Below are 17,897 nucleotides of genomic sequence, written 5' to 3'. Positions count from 1 at the left end.
ATGATCAGAGCCTGCGTTTCCAGTTTGATGCTCTCCGATCCCTTGGCGAGTGACGTCGCCCTCGCTCAGTGTTCAGCGCTCGATGACGAGATCGCTGAGCGGCTTCGAACAGCAGGGCAGGAAAAAGCCGGCGTCGATTTCCCTCTGGCGGATTCCGCCATTGTGGCTCATGTCGACCGCGCCGGAGGTCAGCTTCGACTTGCAAGTGCCGCAGACGCCATTGGCGCAGGAGGAGGGAATCCTGACGCCCGCCTTCTTCGCGCAGGAGAGCACGCTTTGGCCGCTTGTTACTTCGATGCTGCGGGCCTGCTTGGAGAAGGTGACCTGAAAGGCCTTGGCGGCAGCATCCTGAACCGCGGGGATTTCCGGTTCGTCGATGACCGCGGCGTCGAAGCTTTCCTCGAGATAGTGCGAGGCGGGGACGCCGAGCTCGGCAGAAATGCCGCGCGCTGCCGCCATGAACGGCGCGGGGCCGCAGCACATCACCGTTCGCTCGGCGATATCCGGAACCGCAAGCCTGACATAGTCTGCCGAAATGCGACCGGTAAGGCCTGGCCACGACGCCTCGCCCGCGACGGTTTCCGGGAGGAAATGGAGCCGAAGGGCTTTCAGCCTACCGGCGATGCAGGCAAGCTCGTCGCGAAAGATCAGATCCAGCGGTGTGCGCGCGGCATGCATGAAGACGACGTTGGCAGGTTCGCAGCTGTCTGCGAGTTCCCGCAGAATGGACATGACTGGGGTAATGCCCGAGCCACCTGAAAGCAGCAGAAGCTTACGTCCCGGCGCCTCGGACCGGACGAAGTTGCCAAGCGGGCCGTTCGCCTTGACTGATGCCCCGGGAACGAGGGTGTCGTGAAGCCAGTTGGAAATCTTTCCGTCCGGAACGCGCTTCACCGTAACGGAGAAGGCGTTCGTTCGATGCGGCGAAGAGGAAATGCTGTAACACCGGCTTTCAGCATCTCCATTGTGTTCCAGGTCGAACAGAAAATACTGTCCGGCCTTGAATGCGAACCGCTTGCCCCCGCGTGATGCGAAAGTGAACGTCTTGACGTCATGGGTTTCCTGCTGGACGTCGAGGCAGACGAGCGCGTCGTCTTCCTCGGGATTCCAAACGCCGTTGAGAACGGCGTTTCCGGGCAATTCCTGCGGGTTCCTAGTATCCATGGGTGCGCATCCGGTCGATGTACCAGGTGGCGAACTTGTCGAGGTTCGTCTCGGAGAAGGGGGAGTAGGGCCCTGGCTCATAAGCGGGATCGAGCGTGCCGGCGTGGGAGCGGGCGACCAGGTCCGCGTCCTGATCCGTCGTCGCTACCCAGACATCCGTCAGCTTGTCGAGATCGTAATCGACCCCCTCGACGGCCTCCTTGTGGACCAGCCACTTGGTTCGGACAAGCGTCCTGCCTGCCGAGAGCGGGATGACAATTGCCACGACGGCATGGTCGCCCATGAAGTGGTTCCAGCTGTTGTGCCCCCAAAGATGCATGTCCCCGAGATCCTTGCGGGTCATCTGCCCGAGAAGCTTCGAGGATGCGGCGGTGGCATCATGGGTCTGGGATTCTCCGGCGCCTGATATGATCAGCCGCTGCGTGCGGAAGTTCGTGGCGCAGTCGGCGAGCTGCTCGACGGCGGCCGAAGGGAAGCCGTCGGCCTCCCATGCCTGCGTGCGCTTCTCATAGAGCCGAAAATGCTCCGCGGCCTGTTCACGATCTTCCGGGCTCAGCGTTTCTGGATCGAAGCCGAAGTCGAGATCGACGAAGGAGACGCAGAGTTCCGGGTGGTTGGCCGAGCAATGATAGCATTCACGATTGTTCTCCATGGTCAGCTTCCAGTTGCCGTCCTCGATGACGTCGGTCTGGTGGGCGATCTTGGCGTTGCGGATATCGTAGGGCGCGAGGCGCTCGGTCATCGCCTGCTCGAGGCCGGCAATGTCCTCGGGCGGATTGTCGGACAGGCAGACGTAAATCAGCCCACCGATCGATTTGAAGGTGACCGGCTTCAGGCCGCGACAGTCCTTGTCGAAATCCTTGCCCATATGAGGGGCGTAGCTGAGCTCGCCCGTCAGCTCATAGGTCCAGGTGTGATAGGGACAGACGAGCTTCGAAACGATCGTTTTGCCCGGATCGAGAAGGCGGGAGCCGCGATGGCGGCAGACATTGTGCAGCACGCGGATCTCGCCATCGTCGTCGCGCTGCAGGATCAGGCTCGTCTTGCCGATATCGATTACAGTGGCGTCGCCGGCTTCGGGAACATCGCAGTCGAGACCGACGCAGATCCAGTGCTTGTGGAAGAAGACCTCGATATCAGCGTCGAACACGTCCTCTCTGACATAAAGGCCGGCCGGCAGCGAATGGCCCTCGGAGCGGGAGTCCAGCAGCGCCGAAATCGAGGATGGAAGCCTGTTTAGCATGAGAACCCCTTATGTGATCGTTTCTGTAAATTGCTCTTGTATTGCAGGGGCTTCAACGGCATAAAAAATCACGTTCGCATAAGTTTTTATCATGCGAAAAGGAATTTCAGGATGCAGTTTCGAAGACGGCTCCCGTCGCTGACGGCGCTGGTGACCTTGGAAGCAGTGCTGCGCAGGAAGAGCTTCACCTTGGCTGCGAGCGAACTCGGCGTCACCCAGGCAGCGGTCAGCAGGCAGATTGCGGTGCTGGAGGAGGAGTTCGGCCAGCCCTTGTTCGTGCGCAAACATCGGGCGATCGAACCGACGGCGGCATGCGTCACCCTCGGCGCGACGCTGGCGAAGAGTTTTGCCGATATCGCCGAGAGCGTGGAAGCGATCCAGTCGCACGGCCAGGACGTAGTGACGATCGGGGCAACCGTCGCATTCTCCTCCTTCTGGCTGCTGCCGCGGCTGGCCGAGTTCCGCCGGGCGAACCCCGGCATTCTGGTGCGGGTGATATCGCAGGATAGCCCGATCGCTCTCCACGGCGGAGAGGTCGATGTGGCGATCCGATACGGCCTACCGCCCTTCAGCGATGGCACCGTCATCGCCTCGCGCGGCGACGTCATTTCCCCCGTCTGCTCCCCGGATTATCTCCGGCGTCGAGGCAATGGTCCGCTAGGCTCGGCTGACGAATTCATTGAAACGGACGTTCTCGATCGTTCCTGGTATAGCTGGGCACAATGGATTTCCCTGGCCGGCGCCAATATCGCGGTGAAGCCGTCGCTTCGGTTCAGCCACTATACCGAAACCATCGCCGCCGCCCGCGCAGGGCAGGGGATTGCGCTGGGATGGCGCATGCTGGTGGGTACTTTTCTGGAGGACGGAACCCTCGTGCAGGCCGACAGCGGCGAGCTTGCCGCCGAAGGCAGATACAACGTCATCGTGCCCGTCAAAGCCAAACGAAGCAATGCCCGCGACCTTGCCGCCGCCTGGCTGACGGCATCATTGCACGGTTGATCAAAAGCCCCCATTCACAAACCCAGTCCCACAGACGCCGTTCGGTGCACGCCCTTCGGGACGAAGGCGAAGCGATCGGAGAGGCTGAGGAAATCGGCCGCGAGGTGAATGACAGAAAGCCACATTTCCGTTCCCTGCAGGCTCGGTTCACCACCGTCGGCGAATGGGAAACCTTCGCCATCCCGCCATCTATCCAGAGCCCTCGAGATGAGATTGCGGGCAATCGCCTCCCCTTCGGCCCGTCGGTAGTCGGTCTGGCGGGCAATCAGCAGCAGAGGATGAATCGTATCGAGGAGATTGCACGCATTGTATTTCTGAGCAGCGAAGCCCTTGTGGTTACGATAGTTGAGGTGAACCGTTTCGAGCGAGGCGTACGGATGTGGAAGCGCGACGCCGAACTGGGCGTAGGTGCCGCGCGTCAGACGGTAAAAGCCGTTCACCGGTTGCAACCATCCTTCCAGCGCTGTCGGCTCGCCCCATAGGCCCGAGACGCTGTTGGCATGCCGGCTCAACCACTCGAAGAGTTCCTGGCGTGATTGCCTGATGCCGAAATACTTTGCATTGAAGTACATCGCGGTTCCGATGGCATCGACCACGCTCCCAGCCTGCCACGCCAGGGTCGACCAGGGCAGGGCACTCAGCCATTCGTCCAACTCTTTCGCGCCGAGCTCGACCGCGTGGACAGGATTCCTTGGACTGGAGCCAAGCAGCTCAAGCGCATATCCAACCGCAAGGACGTTATAGAGCGCCTTTGGATCCTCCCTCAATGACCCGCCATGCAGTCGCGAATGCTCTTCCGGGAACAGGCCGGCCTCTCGTTCCTGGAGATTTTGGAGAAGCTGGACGGTCTCCGACTGATTGATGTCGGGCGGCAGGTGGCCGAAGCCGGCCGCGATCTCGATTGCATCGCACAGATGCCGGATCGCCGGTCTCCTGATGCCGTCCGCCTCCAGCGATTCATAGGCCTCAGGCGTTTTCCAGCGTGCAAGAATATCAGGCCATTGCTCCTGCGCTTTCTGACCGAGCCTGACCAATCGATCTTCGACGTCTGCAATGCCGGATTTCCTGGCCGGCGCGCCTCGGCTTCGCAGCACCTTTGCCGGTACGCCGCCGGCAATCGACAGGGCGGGAATGTCTTGCGTGACCACCGCCCCAGCGGCGATCACGGCGCCATTTCCGATGCTGACGCCATCGAGAATGACAGAATTGGCACCGATCCAGACATCGTCGCCGATCACGATGCCGAGGCTGATGACACCTTGGCGATGGATGGGTCGATCAGGATCGTCGAAGCCGTGATTGAAGCCGACAATCGATGCATGCGAGGCAATCCGCACGCCATTGCCGCACGTCACCTTGCCGGAAACACAGGCATAGGGATTGATGGTGCAATCGTCGCCGAGGATGACATCACCCCGAACAAGCGCGCGCCCGGCAATCCAGGACCTCTCACCCATCGCCAGGCTTTCGGTGAAGATTGCGGCATCTTCGGCGATATAGGACGTCTCGGCCAATTCAGCAGCGCAGGCTCGCCGAAGCTCCGCCTTACGGGCGAGATGGGCGGGATGATCGAGGTCCGACGCAATGCGCTCCCAGGGAAGATATTGCAGCCGGCGCGCTTCTCTCTGCTCGTTCGCCGATGCTTGCGAATTATTGGCCTGATCCATTTCGATCCTCGTCTTCGTTTCCGTGGCCGAATGTTGGCTTAGCAAGAGTGTCGGCAATCGTCACTCTTCATGAAAGACTCGACCCGAACTTGTCCCAGCTCTCCTTGACCGTTTCCATCGCGACATTCGTCGAGGTGCTGGCAACGTGGGGCAGTGTCGAGATGCGCTCGCCGAGAACGCGGCGGTAGCGGCCGATATCGCGGGTGCGGATCTTCAGGAGATAGTCGAACCTGCCGGCGATCATATGGCATTCTTCGACTTCCCTGATCTTCTTGATGGCGTCGTTGAAGCTTTTCAGCGCATCCTCGCGGGTATCGGACAGTTTCACCTCGACGAAAGCGATGTGGTCGAGCTGCATTTTCGACGGATTGAGGACGGCCTTGAAGCCTTCGATATAGCCGTCGCTGATCAGCCTTTTGAAGCGGATCTGGCACGGCGTCTTCGACAATCCGACACGCGCCGCGAGATCCGTGATCGACAGCCTGCCGTCCTCGGCGAGTTCGGCGAGGATCTTCCTGTCGAACTGGTCCAATTCACTAAAGATGTCGGTATCGATAGCCATTTGATCTTTCTTGGATGAGTTAATAAGTTCATACAGCCTGGAAACTGAAAAAATCAAGTGAGATCGCGATTTGCGATTGTGGTAGATTGTCGACCGGCAATGGAGGAAGAGCGAAGCCGCCTGGCAGATTACCGGGATGGCAGTCAACGCCGAACCCAAAATGGGGATGATACATGCACAAGGGAGAGCCGGATGACGATCAAAAGCCGGACCTGCTCGTTCACTACCGGCCGCTGGCGATAAGGGCCGTGGCGGCGGCATTCACCGTCAAGCGCGACAAGCCGGATGCGCGCCCGCTTCTCGAGACGGAATATTCCGGCCCAGTTTTCACGGATGATGCCTGGGACGATGAGCCCGGTGTTCCATTTATCCGTTAGATCAGACACCGATTTGATAGGGACTCTCATGTTGAACGCAGCGATCGACCCCGCATCCTCCAGTAATCCCGCCAATGGCGCGCCGTTCTCCGGCTTTGCCCCGCCGATCCGACCGCAATCCGAGCTTCGCCAGGCGATTACGTCAGCCTATCGCCGCCGGGAAAGTGAATGCCTGCCGCCGCTCGTGGCGGCCGCGCGCGTTTCCGAGGCGAAACGCTATGATATCCGCAGCACGGCCCGCACACTGATCGAGGCCTTGCGCGCCAAGCACAAGGGCACCGGTGTCGAGGGGCTGGTGCAGGAATATTCGCTCTCCAGCCAGGAAGGCGTGGCGCTCATGTGCCTTGCCGAAGCGCTGCTGCGCATTCCCGATACCGACACCCGCGATGCGCTGATCCGCGACAAGATCGCCGAGGGCAACTGGACCTCGCATATCGGCGGCGGCAAATCCATGTTCGTCAACGCAGCCACCTGGGGCCTTGTCGTCACCGGCAAGCTGACCTCGACGGTCAACGACCGCAGCCTGTCGGCAGCGCTGACGCGGCTGATCGCGCGCGCCGGCGAGCCGGTCATCCGTCGCGGCGTCGATATGGCGATGCGCATGATGGGCGAGCAGTTCGTCACCGGCGAAACGATCGAGGAAGCGCTGAAGCGTGCCCGGCCGCTGGAAGCGCGCGGCTTCCGTTATTCCTACGACATGCTGGGCGAGGCCGCGACGACGGCCGCCGACGCCGAACGTTATTTCAAGGATTACGAAAAGGCGATCCACGCCATTGGCAAGGCCTCGGACGGGCGCGGCATCTATGATGGCCCTGGTATTTCGATCAAGCTTTCGGCCCTGCATCCCCGCTACGTGCGGGCGCAGGCCGGCCGGGTGATGAGCGAGCTGCTGCCGAAGGTCAGGGCGCTGGCCGTTCTCGCCAAGACCTATGATATCGGCCTCAACATCGATGCCGAGGAGGCCGACCGGCTGGAGCTTTCGCTCGATCTGCTCGAGGAGCTCTGCTTCGCCCCTGATCTCACCGGCTGGAACGGGCTGGGCTTTGTCGTCCAGGCCTACGGCAAGCGCTGCCCCTTTGTGCTCGATTACGTCATCGATCTCGCCCGTCGTTCCGGGCGCCGGGTCATGGTGCGTCTGGTCAAGGGCGCTTATTGGGATGCGGAGATCAAACGCGCCCAGCTGGACGGTCTCGACGACTATCCGGTCTATACCCGCAAGATCTACACCGACGTCGCCTATATCGCCTGCGCCCGCAAGCTGCTGAACGCACCGGATGCCGTCTTCCCGCAATTCGCCAGCCACAATGCGCAGACGCTCGCCACCATCTATCATCTTGCCGGTCCGGATTTCGCTGTCGGCAAATACGAGTTCCAGTGCCTGCACGGCATGGGCGAACCTCTCTACGATGAAGTCGTCGGCAAGGAAAAACTCGACCGGCCCTGCCGTATCTATGCGCCGGTGGGTACGCATGAGACGCTGCTTGCCTATCTGGTGCGGCGCCTTCTGGAAAACGGCGCCAATTCCTCTTTCGTGCATCGCATCTCCGATCCGCACGTCTCCGTCGAGGCGCTGATTGCCGATCCCGCCGAGACCGTTGCCGCCATGCCGGTCGTCGGCGCCCCGCACGCGCAGATCGCCTCGCCGAAGGCGCTTTACGGCAGTGCCCGCGCCAATTCCGACGGCCTCGATCTCTCGAACGAGGCGACCCTTTCCGATCTGGCGCAGACGCTTGTTTCCTCGGCAGCGAGCCCATGGCATGCGGGTCCGATCCTTGCCGATGGCTCCACGGACGGGGTGACGCGTGACGTCCTTAATCCTGCCGATCACCGCGACATCGTCGGCACGGTCACCGAGCTGAAGGTCGAGGAAGCAGCCCGGATCGTTGCCATGGCTGCCGAGCATGCGCCGCAATGGGCCGCCGTATCGCCCGCGGAGCGTGCCGCTTGCCTGGAGCGGGCGGCCGACATCATGCAGGCCCGCATCAAGACGCTGATGGGCATCATCATGCGCGAGGCCGGCAAATCGGCGGCCAATGCCGTCGGCGAGGTGCGTGAGGCGATCGACTTCCTGCGTTATTACGCCGAGCAGGCGCGCAAGACCCTCGGGCCGTCCCATGCGCCTCTCGGCCCGATCGTCTGCATCAGCCCGTGGAATTTCCCGTTGGCGATTTTCACCGGGCAGGTTGCCGCAGCCTTGGTGGCCGGAAATCCCGTGCTTGCCAAACCCGCCGGTGTCACGCCGATCATCGCTTCGGAGAGCGTGAAGATCCTCCACGAGGCGGGCGTGCCTGTGGCCGCCTTGCAGTTCGTGCCCGGCAGCGGTCGCCTCGGCGCCGGCATGGTGGGTGCCCCGGAAACAGCGGGTGTCATGTTTACCGGCTCGACCGAAGTCGCCCGGATGATCCAGGCGCAGCTGGCTGAACGGCTGTCTTCGACCGGCAAGCCGATCCCGCTGATTGCCGAAACCGGCGGCCAGAACGGCATGATCGTCGACTCCTCGGCCTTGGCCGAACAGGTGGTGGCCGATGTCATTGCGTCGGCTTTCGACAGCGCCGGCCAGCGGTGCTCGGCGCTCCGCGTCCTCTGCCTGCAGGATGATGTCGCCGACCGGACCCTCGCCATGCTGAAGGGCGCCTTCCGCGAGTTGACGATCGGCCGCACCGATCGGCTGAGCATCGATGTCGGACCCGTCATCAACGATGGCGCAAAGGCGGAGATCGACCAGCATATCGAGCAGATGCGTGGCATGGGTCGCAAGGTGGATCAACTGCCGCTGCCCGAAAGTGCGGCGGCCGGCACCTTCGTTCCGCCGACGATCATCGAGATCAAGTCCCTGTCGGACCTGACGAGGGAGATCTTCGGGCCGGTCCTGCATGTCGTCCGCTTCAAGCGAAACGGGCTCGACCGCCTGATCGACGACATCAACGCATCGGGTTACGGCCTCACCTTCGGGCTTCACACCCGGCTTGACGAAACGATCGCGCATGTGACCAGCCGCATCAAGGCCGGCAACCTCTACGTCAACCGCAACATCATCGGCGCTGTCGTCGGCGTGCAGCCTTTCGGCGGCCGCGGCCTGTCGGGCACCGGTCCGAAGGCCGGCGGTCCGCTCTATATCGGCCGGCTGGTGCAGCGTGCTCCGGTGCCGCCGCAGCAGGATTCCGTTCATACGGACCTCGCCCTTCGCGACTATATCGTCTGGCTCGACAAGAAGGGCTTGCCGGGCGAGGGAGAGGCAGCGCGTGGCTATGCGAGCCGTTCAGCGCTCGGACTTGAGCGTGAACTCACCGGCCCCGTCGGCGAGCTCAATCTCTATGCGCTCCATCCCCGCGGCCGCATTCTTGCCGTGCCGCAGACCGAAAGCGGGCTGCATCGCCAGATCGCCGCAGCCCTGTCGACCGGCAACCACATCGTCGTGGATGCGGGCTCCCTATCGAAATCGGTCCTGGCGGATCTCCCGGCGGCTGTCGCCGGCCGGGTTTCCTGGACGTCGGATTGGGAAAAGGAGGGGCCGTTCTCGGGCGCGCTCGTCGAAGGGGATCACGACAGTGTTCTGGTCGTCAATCGGAAGATCGCTGCTCTGCCCGGCCCGCTTCTGTTGGTCCAGGCCGCGACGATCGAGGAATTGGCGAGCGATCCCGAGGCCTATTGCTTGAACTGGCTGCTGGAAGAGGTGTCGACCTCGATCAACACCGCCGCTGCCGGCGGCAATGCCAGCCTGATGGCCATTGGCTGAGGAAACCGGATGGGGGCGTAGACAATGCGCCCTCTCCGCATGTTCCGCCAAAACTCGACACCATTGACCATTGTTTTAACAGTCGTGACTATTGTGGTGCGCTGAGGCGCGGCAACCCAACAGAGGGCTGCCGGTAAAAGTGCCTATTTTCCTGGGGCGGGGCTTCCTTATGGCGTTGATTGATCGACTGTTGCAGCGTATGCGGATCGTGACGAAGGTCCTCTTCTTCGTGGTGCCGCTGATCGTCCTCATCGCCGGCATCGGGCTTTTCGGCTATTTCACCGCCGGTACGCTGAACGGGCAGATGACCCTGACCCGGCAGACGATCGAAGCTCTTTCTAGCTTTCAGCAACTGCGATCGGCTCTGACCGCCTTTACCGATCTTCCCACTGCCGCCACCCGCGATCGTCTGATCGCCAGCATTTCCGATCAGAATAAGGGCGCTGCGACGCTCGATGCGATGCTCTCCGATCCCGCGCAGAAACAGCAGATATCCATGGTGCGTGAACTAGGGGGCAAGATGCAGGGCGGCGCCGACGCGCTCTGGGCGGTGGCGCAGGAGCGCGCCAGTAACGAACAGGCGATCGACGACGCGGTCGCCCAACTGTTCAAGGAAAGCCAGACCGCCCGCAAACAGCTCGACGTTCTCCAGGATCAGGCGAATGGCAAGGAGGCCTTTGTCCGGGCGCTTCTTCTCGACGCCTCGGCCTATAAGAATCTGGCTGGACGCATTACAAAACTGCGCAAGGCGACCGGAGGGGCGACCGATCCCCAGAAGCTTGCCCAGGCGATCGCCAGCCTCCTGCCGCCGCTTGTCAAGGAGACGGGCGAAAGCGAGGCGCTTGCCTCCGAGAAAGCTCAAAGCCAGATTGCAGCGCTGAAGCCGATGCTGGACAAGCTCGCGGTCATGGCCAAGGACAGCAGCTTGTCGCTCGAGAGTTACGCTCCCGTCGACCAGGACCTGCAGGGCTTTCAGGAGCAGTTTGCAAAACTCGCCTCCGGCAATGCGGACACCGCGATCGAGCGCTTTGCCGGCATGGATGCGAGCATATCAACGCTTCGCTCGATGGTGATGATCGTCAACGCCGCTTTCAAATCGATCGACGATCTGCGCCTGCACCTGAGCGAACTGAACAGACGCGTCGACGCCGAGGCGCGGGATGCGGCTCTCGCCGATCTCAAGGCGCTGCGCGAAAGCGCCGCGACGCTTGCGCCTTTGAGCGGCCGAAATGCCGCGCTGCAGGATCTCGCGAAAGAGATCGAGCCTTCGCTTGCGGCGATCGAAAAGGATACGTCGCTTCTGATTTCGATTGCGGATCGGTGGCGGGCAGAGAAGGGGGCGGCCACCGAGCTCGTGGCCTCGGCAAGCCACACGCTCGAGCAGTTCGTCAGCACGGCGCAGGAGAGCGGCAAGGAAATCAGCCAGCGCTCGGCGACGATGTCGCTCGCGGCGATGATTGCGGGCACTGTGCTTGCGATCATCGGCGGCCTCATGCTGATCGAAACCCTGCGCGGGCCGCTGAAGCGGATTACCCAGACGATGATGCGGCTTGCCGACGGCGATCTGAACGTGCCGATCGGTGACGGCAAGCGCGGCGACGAGATCGGCGACATGATCCGATCGGTCACCGTCTTCCGCGATCAGGCGCTTGAGAAGACCAGGCTGGAAGAGGTGGCCGAAGCAAACAGGGCGCGGGACGAACGGGAGCAGGCCCGCCGCGCCGCCGAACAGGCGCGTGTCGAGGCTGAACAGAGCGAGGCTCTCAATGCTCTGTCGGACATGCTCGGCAAACTTGCCAATGGCAACCTTGCCGCCGAAATGAGCGAGGATCTGGCCGCAGATTATGTCGCCATGGCGAAAACCTACAATCACGCCATCGATGCGCTGCGCCTGACGCTCGCCGAGGTCCGCAACACGACCTACGAGATCGCCGAGGGCAGCACCAACCTTTCGGGAGCCGCCGACGATCTGGCGCGGCGCACGGAACAGCAGGCCGCGTCCCTCGAGGAAAGTTCGCGGGTACTGGGCGAATTGACCGTCAGCGTGCGGACGACAGCCGAAAACGCCCGTCAGACCTCGCTTTCGGTTGGCGAAGCCCACCGTCAGGCGGAGCATTCCGCGGCCGTCGTCGCCAAGGCCGTCGACGCCATGGGCGCCATCAATCGCTCATCCGAAAAAGTCAGCAGCATCATCGGCGTGATCGACGAGATCGCCTTCCAGACTAATCTCCTCGCCCTCAATGCCGGCGTGGAAGCGGCGCGCGCAGGAGAGGCCGGCAGAGGTTTTGCCGTCGTCGCCCAGGAGGTGCGCGAGCTTGCGCAGCGCTGCGCAAAGGCTGCCCGCGAGATCAAGGATCTCATCTCCACCAGCGCATCGCAGGTCGGCGCGGGCGTCAGGCTCGTCGAGGAGACCGGCGAGGCGCTTTCCTCGATCATGGAGCACTTCACCGCGATCAACGGGCTGGTGCAGGTCATCTCGACTGCGACGACCACGCAATATAAGGGGATCGATGAGGTGAACAACGCCGTTCGAGACGTCGAGCACATCACCCAGCACAACGCCGCAATGGTCGAGGAAAATACCGCGGAAATCCATCGGCTTCGGCAGCAGGTGGAAGTATTGAACGAAAGAATCTCCCACTTTCAAACCGCCGACGGTCGCAGGGCCTCGCCTGCCGGCAGCCCGCGGATGTCCGTGGCCTCCTGAACACGTGCTGTCCCCGGTTTTTGACATGAGAGGCGCGGTGCGCACCTCTAGTCCCCTGTCGGGATCGACCCATTCACCACCGATATAGAATTGGTGGGCGTTTCCATGAAGTTCTCCTTCGGCCGATCCGCATTCAAAAATCGGCCACTTTGCCCCAGGCGGGTTCCCCGAAGCGGTCTGGGTGATAGGGCCGGGGATCGACGATCGGCTCGTCGCCTGTGACGATATCGGCAATCAGATGACCGGCGCCTGGCCCGATGCCGAAGCCATGGCCGCTGAATCCCGCAGCGAGGATGAAACCCGGAAGCGTGGCGATCTCGCCGATCCCCGGCACGCCGTCCGGCGTGCTGTCGATATAGCCCGCCCAGGCCGCGCTGATGCTCGTTTTTTTCAAGGCGGGCAGAAGCTCGAGTGCCCGTGAATGCGTGAGGGCAATGGTGGCCTGGTTGACCGCCGGGTCGAGGATGCGCATGCGCTCCATCGGCGTCGGCCTGTCGAGCCGCCAGCGTGCCAGAGACTCGTGACCGGAGCGAAACCCCTCCAACCCACCGGGTGCGAGACTGCGCCAGCGCCGGGCGAACATCGGCAAGAACTGCGACGCGAAGCGGAGCTGCTGCGCCGTGGGATCGACGCGGCCGCGGCCGCTGATCGCCAGCGTGTAGCCGCCATCGCTGCGGCGCGTGACGGAGACCGCAGATGTGTGCAGTGCATCCGGCAGGCCGCTGGCGCCCGGTGAAACGGAAAGGATCGACGAACGGATCGATGCCTGCGGAAATCGAATGCCCAGCTGGCGGCAGAAGGAGGAGGCCCAGGCGCCGCCGGCGAGGATCGCGATTTTTGTCCGGATCGTGCCATGCTCCGTGACGACGCCCGAGAGCCTGCCGCCTTCGACGGCGATGCCGCGGGCCGCACAGGACTGATGCACCGTGCCGCCGAGCTTCAGGATCGCGCGCGCGACGGCCGGCGCGGCACGTGCCGGATCGGCAGTGCCGTCGGTCGGCGAAAATACCCCGCCTTTCCACGCGGTGCCGGTGGCGCGCCCGCGTTCGGTCGCTTCTACGCCGCTCAGCATATGCGTCGTGACGCCGACCGAGCGCGCGAAATCCCGCCAGCGTGCCCAGCCGGCCAGTTCCTCGTCGCTATTGCTGAGATAGAAGAGGCCGCAGCGGCGAAAACCCGTGTCCTCCCCGGTCTCGGTGGCGAAGCGCTCCCAGAGATCGAGGCTCTTCGTCGACATCGGCAGTTCACGGGCGTCGCGGTTCTGCTGCCGGCACCAGCCCCAGTTGCGGCTTGATTGCTCCGCACCGATGAGGCCCTTCTCGACGAGGGCGACTTTCAATCCGCGCCGGGCCAGATAATAGGCCGCGAAAACACCGACGATGCCGGCGCCGATCACCACCGTATCGGCGGCGGTGGGCAGCTCCGGCGTGGTGTCGATGCGATCGAGTGGTGCGGGCATGGCAGGGTCTCCGTTTCAGCCTGTAGTCTAGCGGATCTGGCGCCACGCCTTTGCCGCAGTTGAGATGGCGGCAGCAGAAGATTCCGTCTTGCGGGGAGCCCGGCAGCCATTCGTGCTTCCGCCTATGTCGGAACGTGGTCAGCGTCGCCTCATCGGTTGAGTAGTCGATGTCGGAGAAGCCGCATCGCTATCTTCCGCGTCCTTAGCGATCTCAAACGGAGAAGGTGTAGGATCAGACTCGATCGGAACGAGGTAAGATCCTTTGCGGATTGCAGAAGAATGGCCGGTTCACGAATGCCAGAACAGGATGATTTTAGGCCGAGTCGGCCTAAAATCTGAATCCTGTTCTACATTATAGAGTTAGAGCATGATGTCGTCCGAAAACCGCTCACACTTTTCGGCATCATGCTCTAAACGTTGCCGGACAAAACGATCAGCACGCCGACCCTTATTGCCGACAATAGGCCCGCACCAATTCCGGATCCTGCTGGAGCCCATCAAGCCAGGCCGGATCAAGCGTCGGCACTGATGAGAAGAGCAGTTGCGAATAGGGGTGCGTCGGCGCCTTCACCGTCGAGTGGGTGATTTCCTCAACCTTCCGGCCCCCATACATCACCACGATCTCGTCGCAGATCGCCTCCACGACCGAGAGATCATGGCTGATGAAGATGTAGGAGAGGCCGAGTTCGCGCTGCAATTCCTTGAGCAGGTCGATGACCGCGGCGGCAACCACGGTGTCGAGCGCCGAGGTAATCTCGTCGCAGAGGATCAGCTTTGGATCGGCGGCGAGCGCCCGGGCGAAGTTGACGCGCTGCTTCTGCCCGCCCGAAAGTTCTCCCGGCCGGCGATGGCGGAGGTTGCGGGGCAGGCGAACCATGTCGAGCAGTTGATCGATCCGGGCGTTTCGCGCCTGCCGATCCATGCGGTGGTAAAAAACCAGCGGCCTCGCGAGGATGTCCTCAACCGATTTTGCCGGGTTGAGAGCGGTATCGGCATATTGGAAGACGATCTGCATCTCGCGCAGCTGGTCGCGCGAGCGCTCGCGAGCGCTGCGGCGCAATTCCGTTCCGTCGAAGACGATCTTGCCGACTGCGGCCGGCAGGATGCCGGCGATGGTGCGGGCGAGCGTTGATTTGCCGCAACCGGATTCTCCGATGATGCCGAGATTGCGCCCTTTTTCCACCTTCAGGCTCACGTGCTCGACCGCGCGAACGAGGGGCAGGCCGTCGGCCTGGCGTTGTCCATAACCCGCAACGAGATCGTCGATCTTCAGAAGCGGCTCCGTCGCGCTTCCTATAGCGCCTGCTACGCCACGCGATTTCGGCTCAAAGGCTGCGAGCAGCTCTCTGGTATAGGGGTGCTTCGCGTTATTGAGGATTTCCTTGGTCGTGCCGGTTTCCTGGGTCTCCCCGCCTTTCAACACGACGATGCGATCTGCGATCTGCGCGACGACGGCAAGGTCGTGCGAGACATAGACACCGGCTATGCCGCCCTTCTTCATGACCGACTTGAAAGCGCGCAGCACTTCGATCTGGGTGGTCACGTCGAGTGCCGTCGTCGGCTCGTCGAAGATGACTAGGCTCGGGTCGCCGATCAGCGCCATGGCCGCCGCCAGACGCTGCAGCTGGCCGCCGGAAACCTGGTGGGGATAACGGCTGCCGATCGTCTCGGGTTCGGGCAGCGACAGCGCCCGAAAGAGCTCGACTGCCCGGGCGCGCGCATCGTCCGGCGACATCAACTGATGAATACGCGTGACTTCAATCACCTGGTCCATGATCGATATGGCCGGGTTGAAGGCGGCGGCGGCTGATTGCGGGACATAGGCGACTTCGGTGCCGCGCACCTTGGCGCGCTGCTTCTCGCTAAGCGTGACCATGTCCTTGCCGCCAACCGAAACACTGCCGCCGCTGATGCGACAGCCCGTACGGGTATGGCCCATCAGGGTCAGGGCGATGGTTGTTTTGCCCGAGCCGCTCTCGCCGATCAGCGCGACGATCTCGCCCTTAGCAACGTCGAGGCTGACACCCTTGATGATCTCGACGCGTCGGCCGGAATCGGTGGTGGCCTCGACCTTCAGGTTACGGATTTCAATGAAATTGCTCATGACACGCTCCGGTCGCGAATTTTATGCGGCAGGTTGTCAATCAGCAGGTTGACGCTGATCGTCAGGCTGGCGATGGCAAGTGAAGGAAACATCACCGCCGGCGCACCGAACGGCAGCCCGCCGATGTTCTCGCGCACGAGCGCGCCCCAATCAGCATAGGGCGGCTGGACGCCAAGGCCCAGGAAGGAAAGCCCGGAAAGCAGCAGAACGATGAACACAAAACGGATCCCGAGGTCGGCAAGCACCGGTCCGACGATGTTGGGCAGGATTTCCGAGCGAATGAGATAGAGGGTGCTTTCTCCACGGATGCGCGCAACCATGATAAAATCCATCGCATTGATGTTGACCGCCAGCGCCCGGGCGAAGCGGTAGGCGCCGGGGATGTAGATCACCGATAGCGTCATGACCAGAACCGGGACCGAGGAACCGACGGCCGCGACGACCACCAGGCCGAACAGCTTGCTCGGGATGGAATTTAGGGCGTCGAGGAGGCGGCTGAGGATCGTGTCCAGCCAGCCGCCGGCCACCGCCGCGATCATGCCGAGCACGACGCCGCTGAAGCAGGCGATCGTTACCGCCGCCAGCGAGATGCCGACCGTGTACCGGGCGCCCATCAGAATTCGCGAGAGCATGTCGCGGCCGAGATAGTCGGAGCCGAGCCAGAGTTCCCGGCTCATTGGGCCGAAATAGTCGAGATCGACAATCTCGCCGACGGGGTGGGGGATGACCAAGGGCGCGAAGATCGCGACGAGCGCCCAGGAGAGGATGACGGCAAGGCCGATGGCTCCGACGATATTGAAGCGATAGCCAAGCCGGGTTCCGGACAGCCGGCCGGACGTGGTTTCGGAACTGGTCATGGTCATCGGAGCCTCGGATTGGAAAGGATGGCGATGATATCGGCGATGGTGATCAGCAGCAGATAGCCTAGGCAGAAGATCATCGCGCAGCTCTGGATCAGCGGCAGGTCGCGGGTGGCTACGGCGTCCAGCATCAGCTTGGCGATACCGGGATAATTGAAAATGGTCTCGACGATGATGACGCCTCCAAGCAGATAGGACAGTGAAAGCGCAACGGCATTGACGATCGGACCCAGCGCATTGGGCAGTGCATGGCGAAAAACGACGCGTGGCCGCGAGGCCCCCTTGAGCAACGCCATCTCGACATAGGGTGTGTTGAGGGTCTCGATGACAGCCGCGCGCGTCATGCGGATCATCTGCGCCGAGACGACGAAGGTGAGCGTGATCACCGGCATGGCATAGACCCGCAACATGTCGGCCAGGCTGTGAATTTCATTGGCGAAAGATAGCGCCGGCAGCCATTTCAGATAGACGGCGAAGATCAGCGCGGCGGAGGTCGCGACCATGAACTCCGGTACGGAGATCACGCCGATGGTGATCACGGTAACGATCCGGTCGTAAACAGTGCCACGCAGCATCGCCGCGGTGATCCCGAGCGTCAGAGCAATCGGCACGGAGAAGAGCGCGGTGACGCCGGCGAGTTTCAACGTGTTGACGAAGCGGCCGGCAATGAGGTCGGCGATTGGCATTTGGTTGGCATAGGACGTGCCAAGATCGCCCTGCAGCAGTCCGACGGACCAGCGCAGGAAACGAAAGAGCGCCGGCTCGTCGAGATGCATGGCCGTGCGGAGACCTTTGATGGCTTCCGGCGTGGCCGCCTGGCCAAGCAGGATCGTCGCCGTGTCTCCCGGCAAGAGCGTTGTCGCGAAGAACACGGCGAATGAGACGATCACCAGGGTGATCAGGGCGATGAGCAATCTGCTCAGCACAAGGGATAAGACCTGGTTGTTCACGCGCGGCTCCCTTTTGGCGTTCGAATTGAGCTTAATCAACGAAAATGGAAGCCGGGGGCGCGATTGCAG

General features: G+C 62.3%; 12 protein-coding genes. 4 read left to right on the top strand and 8 right to left on the bottom strand.

The features are described 5' to 3' along the window. Nucleotides 1–72: 72 nt before the first annotated feature. On the bottom strand, nucleotides 73–1,164 hold the full coding sequence (locus HJB84_RS02205; protein ID WP_207584623.1) for a hybrid-cluster NAD(P)-dependent oxidoreductase: 1,092 nt from the start codon (nucleotides 1,162–1,164) through the stop codon (nucleotides 73–75). Then, the gene (locus HJB84_RS02200) at nucleotides 1,154–2,407 is read right to left on the bottom strand and encodes an SRPBCC family protein (RefSeq protein WP_221115158.1); all 1,254 of its coding nucleotides are present in this window, start codon (nucleotides 2,405–2,407) and stop codon (nucleotides 1,154–1,156) included. The genes HJB84_RS02205 and HJB84_RS02200 overlap by 11 nt, the downstream gene beginning before the upstream one ends. Nucleotides 2,408–2,518: 111 nt before the next feature. On the opposite strand from HJB84_RS02200, the gene HJB84_RS02195 reads away from it, so the two are divergent. Continuing rightward, nucleotides 2,519–3,406: a LysR substrate-binding domain-containing protein gene (locus HJB84_RS02195; protein ID WP_207584625.1), complete on the top strand. Its 888-nt coding sequence runs from the start codon at nucleotides 2,519–2,521 to the stop codon at nucleotides 3,404–3,406. Nucleotides 3,407–3,420: 14 nt separating this feature from the next. On the opposite strand, the gene HJB84_RS02190 is transcribed toward HJB84_RS02195, so the two are convergent. Both HJB84_RS02190 and HJB84_RS02185 read right to left on the bottom strand, forming a co-directional pair. After that, nucleotides 3,421–5,073: an acyltransferase gene (locus HJB84_RS02190; RefSeq protein ID WP_221115157.1), complete on the bottom strand. Its 1,653-nt coding sequence runs from the start codon at nucleotides 5,071–5,073 to the stop codon at nucleotides 3,421–3,423. Nucleotides 5,074–5,140: 67 nt separating this feature from the next. After that, nucleotides 5,141–5,635, bottom strand: coding sequence for an Lrp/AsnC family transcriptional regulator (locus HJB84_RS02185; RefSeq protein ID WP_221115156.1), 495 nt, complete (start codon nucleotides 5,633–5,635; stop codon nucleotides 5,141–5,143). 173 nt (nucleotides 5,636–5,808) lie between these two features. Here HJB84_RS02185 and HJB84_RS02180 point away from each other — a divergent pair, with 173 nt between their 5' ends. The 3 genes from HJB84_RS02180 to HJB84_RS02170 all read left to right on the top strand — a co-directional run bounded on the left by HJB84_RS02180 (nucleotide 5,809) and on the right by HJB84_RS02170 (nucleotide 12,455). Further along, nucleotides 5,809–6,012 (top strand): hypothetical protein, encoded by a 204-nt coding sequence (locus HJB84_RS02180; protein ID WP_221115155.1) that lies wholly within the window; start codon nucleotides 5,809–5,811, stop codon nucleotides 6,010–6,012. 28 nt (nucleotides 6,013–6,040) lie between these two features. After that, entirely contained in the window at nucleotides 6,041–9,748 is a 3,708-nt protein-coding gene (putA, locus tag HJB84_RS02175) for a trifunctional transcriptional regulator/proline dehydrogenase/L-glutamate gamma-semialdehyde dehydrogenase (protein ID WP_221115154.1), read from the top strand. A 169-nt stretch (nucleotides 9,749–9,917) separates the two neighbouring features. Next, nucleotides 9,918–12,455 carry a methyl-accepting chemotaxis protein gene (locus HJB84_RS02170; protein WP_221115153.1) on the top strand — a complete coding sequence of 846 codons (2,538 nt, stop codon included), beginning with the start codon at nucleotides 9,918–9,920 and terminating at the stop codon, nucleotides 12,453–12,455. Nucleotides 12,456–12,588: 133 nt separating this feature from the next. Here the strand turns inward: HJB84_RS02170 and HJB84_RS02165 are convergent, their stop codons facing one another. The 4 genes from HJB84_RS02165 to HJB84_RS02150 form a co-directional block, all read right to left on the bottom strand. Further along, nucleotides 12,589–13,914, bottom strand: coding sequence for an FAD-binding oxidoreductase (locus HJB84_RS02165; RefSeq protein ID WP_221115152.1), 1,326 nt, complete (start codon nucleotides 13,912–13,914; stop codon nucleotides 12,589–12,591). Nucleotides 13,915–14,362: 448 nt separating this feature from the next. Beyond that, nucleotides 14,363–16,018, bottom strand: a complete 1,656-nt coding sequence (locus HJB84_RS02160) for an ABC transporter ATP-binding protein (RefSeq protein WP_207584632.1) — start codon at nucleotides 16,016–16,018, stop codon at nucleotides 14,363–14,365. Beyond that, on the bottom strand, nucleotides 16,015–16,881 hold the full coding sequence (locus HJB84_RS02155; RefSeq protein WP_221115151.1) for an ABC transporter permease: 867 nt from the start codon (nucleotides 16,879–16,881) through the stop codon (nucleotides 16,015–16,017). Before HJB84_RS02155 ends, HJB84_RS02160 begins: the two co-directional genes overlap by 4 nt. Continuing rightward, complete coding sequence (locus tag HJB84_RS02150) at nucleotides 16,878–17,828, bottom strand: ABC transporter permease (protein WP_221115150.1); 951 nt, start codon at nucleotides 17,826–17,828, stop codon at nucleotides 16,878–16,880. The genes HJB84_RS02155 and HJB84_RS02150 overlap by 4 nt, the downstream gene beginning before the upstream one ends. Nucleotides 17,829–17,897 lie beyond the last annotated feature (69 nt).

It is taken from the genome of Rhizobium sp. NZLR1b (genome assembly GCF_019685155.1).
Classification (GTDB): domain Bacteria; phylum Pseudomonadota; class Alphaproteobacteria; order Rhizobiales; family Rhizobiaceae; genus Rhizobium.
Note: the sequence above shows the minus strand (reverse complement) of the source record. Positions and strands in the feature narration are given on the sequence as shown.

Coding starts and splice junctions, on each gene's coding strand:
- HJB84_RS02205 (WP_207584623.1), bottom strand. CDS start 1,164: ATGGATACTAGGAACCCGCAGGAATTGCCCGGAAACGCCGTTCTCAAC.
- HJB84_RS02200 (WP_221115158.1), bottom strand. CDS start 2,407: ATGCTAAACAGGCTTCCATCCTCGATTTCGGCGCTGCTGGACTCCCGC.
- HJB84_RS02195 (WP_207584625.1), top strand. CDS start 2,519: ATGCAGTTTCGAAGACGGCTCCCGTCGCTGACGGCGCTGGTGACCTTG.
- HJB84_RS02190 (WP_221115157.1), bottom strand. CDS start 5,073: ATGGATCAGGCCAATAATTCGCAAGCATCGGCGAACGAGCAGAGAGAA.
- HJB84_RS02185 (WP_221115156.1), bottom strand. CDS start 5,635: ATGGCTATCGATACCGACATCTTTAGTGAATTGGACCAGTTCGACAGG.
- HJB84_RS02180 (WP_221115155.1), top strand. CDS start 5,809: ATGCACAAGGGAGAGCCGGATGACGATCAAAAGCCGGACCTGCTCGTT.
- putA (WP_221115154.1), top strand. CDS start 6,041: ATGTTGAACGCAGCGATCGACCCCGCATCCTCCAGTAATCCCGCCAAT.
- HJB84_RS02170 (WP_221115153.1), top strand. CDS start 9,918: ATGGCGTTGATTGATCGACTGTTGCAGCGTATGCGGATCGTGACGAAG.
- HJB84_RS02165 (WP_221115152.1), bottom strand. CDS start 13,914: ATGCCCGCACCACTCGATCGCATCGACACCACGCCGGAGCTGCCCACC.
- HJB84_RS02160 (WP_207584632.1), bottom strand. CDS start 16,018: ATGAGCAATTTCATTGAAATCCGTAACCTGAAGGTCGAGGCCACCACC.
- HJB84_RS02155 (WP_221115151.1), bottom strand. CDS start 16,881: ATGACCATGACCAGTTCCGAAACCACGTCCGGCCGGCTGTCCGGAACC.